Genomic DNA, 11,382 nt, shown 5'->3' with positions numbered 1-11,382 from the left:
ATGATCTATCTGCGCCATCATGGGCTGGAGCCGGCGAGCCCGGCGGCGATGGCGTTCGCGGCCCTCGAGCGCCAGATCTTCAAGCGCCTGGTCAATCCCGCGATGTACGCGGCCTGGGGGTTCGGCATCCTGCTTGCGTTGACGCCCGGCACGACATCCTGGAGCGCACCGTGGTGGCTGGTGAAATTGGCCGCCGTGCTGCTGCTCTCATGGTACCATGGCATTCTCTCCGCCTGGCGCCGGCGGCTGCGCGACGATGCCCGGCCGGAGGTGACAATCCTGAGGCGGAGCGCGGTTGTCCCGATCGTCCTGATGGTCGTGATCGTCACGATGGTGCTGGTTCGGCCATGAGGCGCCGAATATAGCCCGCCTGCGTTATCGCCTGGTTATGGTGGCGACGCACGCAGACGGGTTCAGCTAAAATTCAAAATGCAACCGTGCTGCGAGAGCGCGCCTCGATTCCGTTGACAAGACGCGCCCTGGCAGGTTTGGCCTTTACACGAACGATCCGCCGACGAATTGCTGCAACTGGTTCGGGTTGATACCGACCATGGTGATCCTCGTGTTGTCCGACAATGTCAGGACAGCGCCGGTTTGAGGCGATGCATTTGAAGTTGCAGTGACGGAAGAAATCGTCTGGCCGTTGATCATCACCATGATATCTCTCTGCGTCGAGAAATTGTTGATGATGTCCTGGCTGCTGGTACCGCCCGACCTGGCAAAATAGATATTGTCCGAGCCGGCCAGGGACGATCCCGTGATCGTGGCGTTGCCGGACCCGGTGAAGAAGTACTGGGTTCCCGTGCCTTCTGACGAAATGATGTCATTGCCGCTGCCGGCCGCAAACAGGTTGCTGCCCGTTACCGATGTGGCGGTGAGCGTTTCATTGCCGACACCGGCAAAAAGCGCATTCCAAGCTCCGCTCGGTGTCGCATTCCCGCCTCCGGCCTCAATGAAATCGCCGTTCCCGCCGCCGACCAGAGTGGCCGACCCGGAACCGCCGATCAGGGAGTTGTTGCCTTCCGCGCCGCCGGTAATGATGCCGCCGCCGACGCCGCCGAAAGCCGTCACGGCGCCCGCGCCGCCAAGAACCGTCACCGCGTTGGTGCTCTGATTGATGAAGTCGATCTTGCCGGTCGATCCCGTTGGATTGCCTGCGCGAACGACGGACTGCCCGGTAGCGACGATGGTGTCAAAGCCGCCATTGTTCCTGAACCGGTTTGTGCCGGCGGTGAACTGGACGCTTTCGTCGTCGGTCGACGAATAGATCGTCGTGTTGCCGGCGACCGAGCCGAGGGAACCGGCGCCCGAGGTGCTGATCGCCGCCCCCTGACTGCCGCTGATCGAGATCGTATTGCCGCCGGAATTGCCGACGATTGTTGCCGCCCCGGTCGCGTAAAGCGTGTTGCCGGTCGCGTTCGCGCCAAAGGTGATCTTCGACGCGCCGGATACTGAAATCAGGTTGCCGGAATCGTTGACGTTAATCACGTCGCTACCGGCGGACATGACGGTATTGGTGCCCGCGTCGAGGTTGATGACGTTGTGGCCACCCTCGGTCGTGATGCGATTGTAACTCGCGCCGCCGGCGGCGTTGGTGGCCGTCGTGATCGTGTTATCACCGCTCGCGACCTGAACGTCGTACCAGTAACCGTCAAGCGTGAAGTTGTTGTTTCCGCCGCCCGCATAGATCGTGTCGGTGCCGGCGCCGCCCATCGGATCCCATGTCAGGTTCGTGGTCGAGCCCGTGACGATCAGCGCGTTCTTGCCGGCGCCGCCGGTAATGGTCTCGTTACCGCTGAAGGTCGCGATGATTCCGCGGATACCGTTATTGGTCGGAACGCCATTGGTCATGGCGTTAGGCAAGCTGATCGACCCGCCGCTGCCGGTGACCGAACCAGTGATGTAAGTATCCTCGTAGAACGACGTATTGGTGGGCTCAGGAGGAGGGGAAGAGTTCGTAGTGCCGTCGGAATTCAAGGATATCGGTGTTACTGTCACACCGGTATAGGGTGAATTCAGATTGATGAGGTTGGTGATATTGTTGTCCAGCTGTTGCTGAACAATGGCCTGAATCGATGTGTCTACTGCAAACGTGTCTGGTGTCGCACCAAGACTTGCTATGACTGAGACATTTTCCGTTGATGTTGAGGATGACACGAGCCGCTCCTTGGTCTGCTGTGCTGGTGCCCTCAGATCTATCGACGAAAAATTAACGCATTCCCAACAGGAAGCAGTTTTTCTAACAAACAATTCGTCTCAAGGTTGTAGTTTGGTGTTGTTTCAAATTGCGCGTTCAATACAAATTTCTAACGGGGATCAGGCCCGGTCCCTGATCGCACATAGCGCCTCGAATTCAGCGACATGCTCGTAGGCCGGCATCAGCCTTTCGAGATCCCGGCACCGCCGGGTCGCCGGGTGGAAATAGATTTCCGTTGAGCCGGAGGGCAGGACTTCGAGATAGGCGTTCACCCGTTCGGGTGTCATGTGACCGGAACGTCGGATGCCGAGGATATGGTCGGGACTCGATAGCCCGGCGCGGCTCGCCTGTGCGCGGATAACACGCGACCAGGCATAAAGGGCATGGGCCGGGAAACCCGGCCGGTCGCCGCTCGCCCTCAGGACCGCGGGGGGTTCGGCCGGAACCCGGATGCGCCGGAGGCCGAATTCGCGGCCGATGCGGATCATCAGCGACGCCACGGTGGGATGCATGTGCATGTGCTTGTGGCTATCCGCGTGGTGCAGCGTGAGGCCGGTCGCTGCGAAGGCCTCGAACTGCGCACGGATTTCAGCCGCCAGTTCCCGCCGCGCGGCGGGGGAGAAAAAGTAGCGGAAGCCGCGGGCGACCTGATCGGCCCCGAACCGGCCATCCGCGCCGGTAATGGTGGGCAAGGCGGTGTGGCCGAGCACGGAATCCCCCTCGACCAGCACCAGATGCAGCCCGACATTCAGGCTGGGCAGGCGCCGCGCGCGGGCAACCGCGTCGGCCGCGGCGGGGGCTGCTACCATGAGACTCGCCTGGGTCAGCGCGCCCTCAAGATGGGCGCGTTCCACCGCTTCATTGACGCTGTCGGTCAGGCCGAAATCATCCGCCGAGAAGATGACCTCGGCGTCGCTTCGCATGGCTGCGGATGCTCTGGACGATCAGGCGGCGTGGCGCTCGCGCAGGAACTGGAAGAACTCCACGCCCTCGCGCAGGCGGCGCTTCATCATTTGCGGGCTGCGCACCATCTCGCCGACGATCGAGGCGATCTTCGGCACGCGGAAATAGAACTGCCGGTAGAAGGTTTCCACGCTGTCGAAGATTTCGGTGTGCGTCAGATGCGGGTAGTGGAGCGGCGCGATCTGGATCCCGTGATCGTCGATCAGTTCGGCATGCGCGGCGTCGAGCCAGCCGTTTTCGACGGCCTGGTTGTAGAGGAAGGTGCCCGGGTACGGCGCGGCGAGGGAGACCTGGATGGTATGCGGGTTGATCTCCTTCGCGAAATCGATCGTCTCGCGGATGGTGTCCTGCGTTTCGCCGGGCAGGCCGAGAATGAAGGTGCCGTGGATCTTGATGCCGAGATCGTGGCAGTCCTTCGTGAATTTCTTCGCGACCTCGATCCGCATGCCCTTCTTGATGTTGTGCAGGATCTGCTGGTTGCCGCTTTCATAGCCGACGAGCAGCAGACGAAGACCATTGTCGCGCAGCACCTTGAGCGTGTCGCGGGGAACGTTCGCCTTGGCATTGCACGACCAGGTGACGCCGAGCTTGCCGAGTTCGCGCGCGATCGCCTCGGCGCGGGGGAGGTTGTCGGTGAAGGTGTCGTCGTCGAAGAAGAGCTCGCGCATCTGCGGGAAATCGCGCTGGATCTGCTTCACCTCGGCGATCACGTGCTCGACCGAGCGGGTGCGGTAGCGGTGGCCGCCGACCGTCTGCGGCCAGAGGCAGAAGGTGCAGCGCGACTTGCAGCCCCGGCCGGTATACAGCGACACGTAGGGGTGCATCAGATAGCCGATGAAATAGTCCTCGATCTTCAGGTCGCGCTTGTAGACGTCGGCGACGAAGGGAAGGCTGTCCATGTCCTCGAGGGTGGGGCGGTCCTGGTTGTGGACGATCTCGCCGGCCTCGTTGCGCCAGGAAATGCCGTCGACCTCGGCGAAGGGCTTGCCCTCGGCGATTTCCTTGATCGTGAAGTCGAACTCGTTGCGGGCGACGAAGTCGACAGGGGCGGCGCGCTCGAGGCTTTCGCCGGCCTGGACCGCCACCTTCGCGCCGATGAAGCCGATCTTCACGCCGGGGTTCTCCGCCCTGATCTGGGCCGCGACCTTGACGTCGTTGGCGAAGGACGGCGTGGAGGTGTGGATGATGACGAGCTCGGCGGTGCGGGCGTGCGGCATCACATCCTTCATCGTGAGGCCGGCGGGAGGCGCGTCGATCAGTTTGGAGCCGGGGATCAGCGCCGCCGGCTGGGCGAGCCAGGTCGGGAACCAGAAGGACCGGATCTCGCGGCGCGCCTGGTAGCGGGAGCCGGCGCCGCCGTCGAACCCGTCGAAGGAGGGCGGTTGCAGGAACAGGGTCTTCATCATCGTATCGGTCCTAATTCATATGCCGCGGGGCGGCTTCTGCCTGTCGCCCGCTGTCGCTGCGGCCCGAATCGGCCTCCAGCACATTGCCACGCCACTCGACGGTATCGCTCCAGAAACTCATCACGAAAATGGCCGCCGAAACCATATCGCGCAAGAGGAAAAGCCAAGGCGCCGGCGTGCTCGCCAGGGCGGGTGAACCACGGCCGCGCCCGGAAAACCCAAGGCGGCGTTCGAGCTGCTGCGCGATGATGTAGCGCAGGCCGGCGGCGAGGGCCAGGCCGATCCATGTCCAGGTCGCGCCGCCGGACAGCAGCAGTGCCGCCAGGGCCCAGAAAAGCGGGAACTGCGTGATCATTCCGGCATAGCTGAACGGCACCAGCGCGCGAATTGTGCGGGCCCAGCGCAGTTCGTGCCGCATGAGGGCGGCGAACGTCGTCTCGGGCACCGAGGTGGCCGGAAGCGCCGGCGCAAGAACGACCTGCTTGCCGGTGGCGCGGATGCGCTGGCCGAGGACGTTGTCGTCGGCGAGATGGTCGAGCAGCGCCTCGAACCCGCCGATCCGGTCGAGATCGGCGCCGCGGAGAGCCATTGTCGCGCCAAGGCAGTCCTGCCGGCCGAGCGCGCGGGCGATGGCGGCGCCGGGAAGGAAGCCGTGATTGATCTGCATCGCGCCCAGCCGGGCGGCGAGCGCGCCGTTCGCGGGCAGACCGGTATAGAAGGTCGTGGCGAGGCCCGCCTCTGGCCGCGAGAGGGAGCGGGCGATGCCGTTCAGGAAATCCGGTGCGACATGCATGTCGGCATCCGAGATCACGAGAAGGTCGTACCGGGCGGCGGACCGCATTGCGATCAGGTTGGCGATCTTCCGGTTGCGGCCCGCCCGGTGCGGCCCGGCGACCGTCGCGACGTCGACCTGCCTGTAGCGTGCCTGCAAACGGGCTACCAGGGCGAGGGCGGGGTCATCGGGATCGGCCGCGCCGAACACGAGCTGAAACCGCGGATAGTCCAGCAGGAAGAAGGATTCGAGCGCAATGTCGAGCAGCGGTTCGGTGCCGTGCAGCGGCTTGAGAACGGTGATGCCCGGCGCGTCGTCCGGCATTGAAGCTTCCGGATGCCGGGCGACGCGCACGAGGGTGGAGCCGATGGCCTGCTGGACGAGGCCGACCGCGCAGAGCGCGTCGGCGAGGGCCGGCAGGATTGCGGTCATGTCAGTCCTTGATCGCCCCGCCGGACAGCGAAGCGACCTTCGCCTTCAGCGCATCGATCAGCCGCGACGCGTTGCCAGGCTCGATCAGGCCGCTGAAGTCAGAGCGCTGCGTGGCGACCTTGCTGATTGTCCCGTCGAAGAGAACGTCGGTAATTTTCCACACACCGCCGGACAGCCGCATCACGTAGGCCAGTTCGACCTTCTTTCCCCCGTTTCCCTCGAACGTGGTCGACACGACGCGGGCATTGCCTGTCCGCCGGATGTCGGGATTGGTCGTGAAGTGCTGGCCGGCGTAGGCGTTGAAGTTGCTCACATAGGTTGCAACCGTATACTGGCGGAACAGTTTCTCAAGCTCGGTTTTCTGGGCAGCCGGAATTTGCGACCAGAGCAGTCCCGCCGAGTTCTGCAGGATCAGTCGAAGGTCGAAACTCTTTTCGATCACCGGCTTGAGCATGGCGTAGCGCGCACTGAAGGTCTTGCCGGCGCTGCCAGCCTTCATTGTCGCGATCAGCGCGTCGTCCAGGGCGTTGACCGGCTGCGTTTCCGGGGCAGCGGCAGCGCGTGCCGCCGGAAGCGCGAGGGGCAGGGCCACGGCAAGTGGCGCCGCCAGGAGCATTCGACGTTTCATAAGGGCAGATATGGCGATCAACGTGCCGGAATTGCGACCGAACCGTGCGAATTTTCGGGCACGGCTCCGCGACCGAGCGCGCCGAGCGCGTGCGCCACGATATCCTTCGCGGTAAGTCCGGCATCGATCAGCTGGCCGGCGGGTGAGTTGTGGTCGATGAAGCGGTCCGGAAGCGTCATCGGGCGGAATCGCAGCCCTGAGTCGAACGCGCCCGACCAGGCGAGATGGTGGCCGACAGCCGCGCCGAAGCCGCCGCTCGAACCATCCTCGATCGTGATCAGGACTTCGTGATGACGGGCAAGCTGGTCCACCAGCGCGGTATCGAGCGGCTTCATGAAGCGGGCATCGGCGACGGTTGCGGGGAAGCCGCGCGCCGCGAGTTCGTCCGCTGCCTTCAGCGCTTCGGCCAGGCGTGGGCCGAGCGCCAGGACGGCCACCTTGCTGCCTTCGCGCACGATTCGTCCCTTGCCGATTTCCCATGGCGTTCCGCGCGCAGGGAGCTGGACGCCGGTGCCCTCGCCGCGCGGATAGCGGAACGCGGACGGGCGGTCGTCGATCGCGGCCGCGGTGGCAACGCAGTTCATCAGTTCCGCCTCATCGGACGGTGCCATGATCACCATTCCGGGGAGGCAGCCGAGATAGGCGAGGTCGTAGGCGCCGGCATGGGTGGCACCGTCCGCGCCGACGAGGCCGGCGCGGTCCATGGCGAAGCGCACGGGCAGGGACTGGATCGCCACGTCATGCACGACCTGGTCGTAGGCGCGCTGGAGAAAGGTGGAATAGATCGCGCAGAACGGCGCCATGCCCTCGGTCGCCATGCCGGCGGCGAAGGTCACGGCGTGCTGTTCGGCGATGCCGACATCGAAGCAGCGGTCCGGGAAGCGCTTGGCGAAGGCGTCGAGGCCGGTGCCGCTCGGCATTGCCGCGGTGACCGCGACGACGTTCGGATTATGTTCCGCCTCGGCGATCAGCGCCTGGGCGAACACCTTTGTATAAGAGGGCGGTCCCGGCGGCGCCTTGGTCTGCTCGCCGGTGACGACGTTGAACTTCGAGACGCCGTGATACTTGTCGGCCGACGCCTCGGCCGGTGCGTAGCCCTTGCCCTTCTGGGTGACGACATGGAGCAGGATCGGCTCGTCGCCATCGATGTCGCGCAGATTGCGCAGGACCGGAAGAAGATGGTCGAGATTATGGCCGTCGATCGGGCCCACATAATAAAAGCCCAGCTCCTCGAACAGCGTGCCGCCGGTAAGGATTCCGCGGGCGTATTCCTCGGCGCGCTTGGCCGTGCGTTCGAGCGTGCGGGGGAAGCGTTTCGCCATCCGGGCGGCGAAATCGCGGATCGAGAGGAAGCTGCGCGAGGAGATCAGCCGCGAGAGGTAGGCGCTCATCGCGCCGACCGGCGGCGCGATCGACATGTCGTTGTCGTTGAGGATGACGATCATGCGGGACTTGCTGGCGCCCGCGTTGTTCATCGCCTCATAGGCCATGCCGGCGGACATCGCCCCGTCGCCGATCACGGCGATGACGTGACGCTTAGGGGATTCATCCTTCAGGTCGCGGGCCACGGCCATGCCCAGGCCGGCCGAAATCGACGTCGAGGAATGGGCGGCCCCGAACGGATCGTATTCGCTTTCGGAACGGCGCGTGAAGCCGGACAGCCCGCCGGGCTGGCGCAGTGTACGGATGCGATCGCGCCGGCCGGTGAGGATCTTGTGCGGATAGGTCTGATGGCCGACATCCCAGATCAGGCGATCCCGCGGGGTCTCGAACACCGCGTGCAGGGCCACCGTCAGCTCGACGACGCCGAGCGACGCGCCCAGGTGCCCGCCGGTCACGGAAACGGTGTCGATCGTTTCGGCGCGCAATTCCCCGGCGAGCTGGCGGAGCTGGTCGGCGGAGAAATTGCGCAGGTCGCTCGGAACGCGGACACGATCCAGCAGGGGAGTCTGCGGCGGCATCAGACGATACCCCGTGCGCAGGTAACCGGTCTTTCGCTGGCGCGGTAAGCCATCATGCTGATTCCTTCAATCTCCGTCATTGCGACCCTGCGGCACTCCGGGCCGTGCCGGTACCCGGAGGATTTATACATTCATCGTGGGGAGCGATAGGGCATGGTTGAAGAGATAAGATCAACCGGTCTGGAATGAAACGGGTGCGGGGATGGGGTGGCTGTTTGATCTCGCACGATGCATAACTGCAACACAGGCGGTCTCCAAGAGGGGGCTTGGAACAGGCGCCCTTGCGAAGCCGCCTTGGGATGATTTATTTCAGAGAAACGGCGTACTGCCGGAGTGGATTTCCCACAATCGCGAATTCCCGATTCGAAAGGCGACAGACCATGGATCTGCCTCATACCATGACCGAATGCGCAGATCCGGCCGTGGACCAGACGGTCATGAAAGTCGTGCTGGCGCAGCCGCGCGGGTTCTGCGCCGGCGTCGAGCGGGCGATCGAGATCGTTGAACGGGCATTGGCGAAATTCGGTCCGCCGATCTATGTGCGCCATGAAATCGTGCATAACCGCCATGTGGTGGAGGATTTGAGATCCCGCGGCGCGGTGTTCGTCGACGAGATTTCGGAAGTGCCGGATGGGGCGATTACGGTGTTTTCTGCGCATGGCGTCGCGCGGAAAGTGCAGCAGAGCGCCGCGAACCGCGCCCTGCCGGTGATCGATGCCACCTGCCCGCTGGTTGCCAAGGTCCATTCCGAAGGGCGGCGCTACGCTGGTCAGGGGCGGGAGATCGTGCTGATCGGCCATGCCGGGCACGCGGAAGTCGAGGGGACGATCGGCCAGATCGACGGTCGGGTCTATCTTGTGCAGACCGTCGAGGATGTGGCGTCACTGCAGGTGAGCGACCCGGACAAGCTTGCCTATATCACACAGACGACGCTTTCGGTTGACGACACGCGCGGAATCATTGCGGCGCTGGTCGAGCGCTTTCCCGGGATCGTCGGTCCCGACGTGCGCGATATCTGCTATGCGACCCAAAACCGGCAGGAAGCCGTGCGGCATCTGGCCGAACAGGTCGACGTTATCCTGGTCGTCGGCAGCCGAAATTCATCGAATTCCAATCGTTTGTGCGAGATCGGCGCCGAATTGGGGCGTCCGTCCTATCTGATCGACGATGCCAGCCATCTCGATCCGTCCTGGTTCAAGGGCATCCGCGCCGTCGGGGTTACGGCGGGCGCGTCGGCGCCGGAAGTGCTGGTCAAAGGGGTGATCGACGGCCTGCGGAAGTTCGGCGCCATCGAAATCGATACCCTTGCCGGCACGCCGGAAGATGTCAGGTTCAAACTGCCCACCGAAGTGAGCGATGCCTGAACGGCGCATCGGCAGGTTGGGAAATATCAGGAGTTACCAATGGGCGTGCCGCTGAAGCAGGCGATCAAGGTTGGAGCCTACGTGCTGAAACAGCATTTGACCGGCAATCGGCGGTATCCGCTGGTGCTGATGCTGGAGCCGCTGTTCCGCTGTAACCTGGCTTGCGCCGGTTGCGGCAAGATCGATTATCCCGCACCGATTCTGAATCAGCGCCTGTCGGTTGCCGACGCGCTGGAAGCCGTGGATGAGTGTGGCGCTCCGGTTGTGGCGATTGCTGGCGGCGAGCCGCTGCTGCACCGGGAAATGCCCGAGATCGTCGAGAAGATCCTGGCGCGGGACAAGTTCATCTATCTCTGCACGAATGCGCTGCTGCTCGAGAAGAAGATCGACCAGTACAAGCCGCACCCGAATTTCTGCTGGGACATTCATCTCGACGGCGATCGCGAGATGCATGACCAGGCGGTCAGTCAGGAAGGCGTCTACGAACGTGCCGTTGCCGCGATCAAGCTGGCCAAGGCAAAGGGATTCCGTGTTTCGATCAACTGCACATTGTTCGACGGAGCCAATCCCGAGCGGGTCGCCGCGTTCCTCGATACCGTGAACGAAATCGGCGTCGATGGGGTCATGACGTCCCCGGGTTATGCCTATGAGCGTGCCCCGGATCAGGAACATTTCCTTAACCGTCAGCGGACGAAAGAACTTTTCCGGGCGATCTTCCGCCATGGAAAGGAGCGGAAGGCGCGCGGAATTCGCTGGAAATTCAATCAGTCTCCCCTCTTTCTCGACTTCCTGGCCGGCAATCAGACCTACAAGTGCACGCCCTGGGGCAACCCGACGCGCAACGTGTTTGGTTGGCAGCGGCCTTGCTACCTGATCGGGGAAGGCTACGCAAAGACGTACAAGGAGCTGATGGAGACAACCGATTGGGACAAATATGGTGTCGGCAATTATGAAAAATGCGCCGACTGCATGGTCCACTCGGGCTTCGAGGCGACTGCGGTGGTTGACTCGGTCAAGCGCCCCTGGAAATTGGCCAAGCTTGCGGTGACGGGGATCCGTACCGAAGGCGCCATGGCGGCAGATATCCCGCTTGATCATCAGCGGCCGGCGGAGTTTGTGTTCTCACGGCACGTCGAACACAAGATGGCGGAGATCCAGGGAACCCAGGAACCGGCCGAACCCGCGGAGTAACCGGGGAACGGCCGTATCCCGCCCCTGTTGCGGTCATCCGGCGGCGCTTCGCTCGCGAGGCGCCGGCATGATGTTTTGTGCGGGGGCAGTTCTGGTCGGACGGAGTTCGGACTCTCGACGGTCGACAATCATGTAGCCCCGGCCCCAGTTCGTCTGGATCAGGTCGTCGGCCCCGGCGGCCAGCAGTTTCTTGCGGATTTTGCAGATGAACACGTCGATGATTTTTGGGTTGGGCTCGTCGAGCCCTCCATAGAGATGATCAAGGATCGCTTCCTTGCTCAGAACGCATCCTTTCCTTAGGGCAAGGATCTCCACGATCTGATATTCTTTTTTTGTTAATCCGATCTCGGTTTGAGATACGAAAATTTTCTTCGCGTTCATGTTGATTTCAACATTGCCGACAGCCAGCGACGAACTCTGGAAGCCGCGGCTGCGACGAACCTGATTCTGCACCCTGAGGAAAATTTC

The 11,382-nt window shown here is 63.2% G+C and carries 10 protein-coding genes; 3 read left to right on the top strand and 7 right to left on the bottom strand.

Annotated features, from left to right (window positions below):
- Positions 1 to 351, top strand: a 351-nt coding sequence (locus tag APM_RS00195; protein ID WP_007421337.1) for a CopD family protein, incomplete at its 5' end; no start/stop codon positions are given.
- 144 nt (positions 352 to 495) lie between these two features.
- Here the strand turns inward: APM_RS00195 and APM_RS00190 are convergent.
- The 6 genes from APM_RS00190 to dxs form a co-directional block, all read right to left on the bottom strand.
- The gene (locus tag APM_RS00190) at positions 496 to 2,157 is read right to left on the bottom strand and encodes a hypothetical protein (protein ID WP_007421336.1); all 1,662 of its coding nucleotides are present in this window, start codon (positions 2,155 to 2,157) and stop codon (positions 496 to 498) included.
- 159 nt (positions 2,158 to 2,316) lie between these two features.
- The gene (gene hpnK, locus APM_RS00185; protein WP_007421335.1) at positions 2,317 to 3,120 is read right to left on the bottom strand and encodes a hopanoid biosynthesis-associated protein HpnK; all 804 of its coding nucleotides are present in this window, start codon (positions 3,118 to 3,120) and stop codon (positions 2,317 to 2,319) included.
- Between the two features lie 21 nt (positions 3,121 to 3,141).
- Positions 3,142 to 4,566 carry a hopanoid biosynthesis associated radical SAM protein HpnJ gene (hpnJ, locus tag APM_RS00180; RefSeq protein WP_035188401.1) on the bottom strand — a complete coding sequence of 475 codons (1,425 nt, stop codon included), beginning with the start codon at positions 4,564 to 4,566 and terminating at the stop codon, positions 3,142 to 3,144.
- 10 nt (positions 4,567 to 4,576) lie between these two features.
- A complete protein-coding gene (gene hpnI, locus APM_RS00175) occupies positions 4,577 to 5,770 on the bottom strand; it encodes a bacteriohopanetetrol glucosamine biosynthesis glycosyltransferase HpnI (RefSeq protein ID WP_007421333.1) in 1,194 nt (397 codons plus the stop codon).
- 1 nt (position 5,771) lies between these two features.
- Positions 5,772 to 6,386, bottom strand: coding sequence for an ABC transporter substrate-binding protein (locus APM_RS00170; RefSeq protein ID WP_007421332.1), 615 nt, complete (start codon positions 6,384 to 6,386; stop codon positions 5,772 to 5,774).
- A 29-nt stretch (positions 6,387 to 6,415) separates the two neighbouring features.
- On the bottom strand, positions 6,416 to 8,359 hold the full coding sequence (dxs, locus tag APM_RS00165; RefSeq protein WP_007421331.1) for a 1-deoxy-D-xylulose-5-phosphate synthase: 1,944 nt from the start codon (positions 8,357 to 8,359) through the stop codon (positions 6,416 to 6,418).
- 380 nt (positions 8,360 to 8,739) lie between these two features.
- Here dxs and ispH point away from each other — a divergent pair, with 380 nt between their 5' ends.
- Together ispH and hpnH are read left to right on the top strand one after the other, a co-directional pair.
- Positions 8,740 to 9,723: a 4-hydroxy-3-methylbut-2-enyl diphosphate reductase gene (gene ispH / locus APM_RS00160; RefSeq protein ID WP_007421330.1), complete on the top strand. Its 984-nt coding sequence runs from the start codon at positions 8,740 to 8,742 to the stop codon at positions 9,721 to 9,723.
- Between the two features lie 39 nt (positions 9,724 to 9,762).
- Positions 9,763 to 10,914 (top strand): adenosyl-hopene transferase HpnH, encoded by a 1,152-nt coding sequence (hpnH, locus tag APM_RS00155; protein ID WP_007421329.1) that lies wholly within the window; start codon positions 9,763 to 9,765, stop codon positions 10,912 to 10,914.
- A gap of 33 nt (positions 10,915 to 10,947) precedes the next feature.
- On the opposite strand, the gene APM_RS00150 is transcribed toward hpnH, so the two are convergent.
- Positions 10,948 to 11,382, bottom strand: a 435-nt coding sequence (locus APM_RS00150; RefSeq protein ID WP_007421328.1) for a response regulator transcription factor, incomplete at its 5' end; no start/stop codon positions are given.

The organism is Acidiphilium sp. PM (assembly GCF_000219295.1).
Taxonomy (GTDB): Bacteria; Pseudomonadota; Alphaproteobacteria; order Acetobacterales; family Acetobacteraceae; genus Acidiphilium; species Acidiphilium multivorum.
This window is presented reverse-complemented; position numbering and strand designations above follow the sequence as displayed.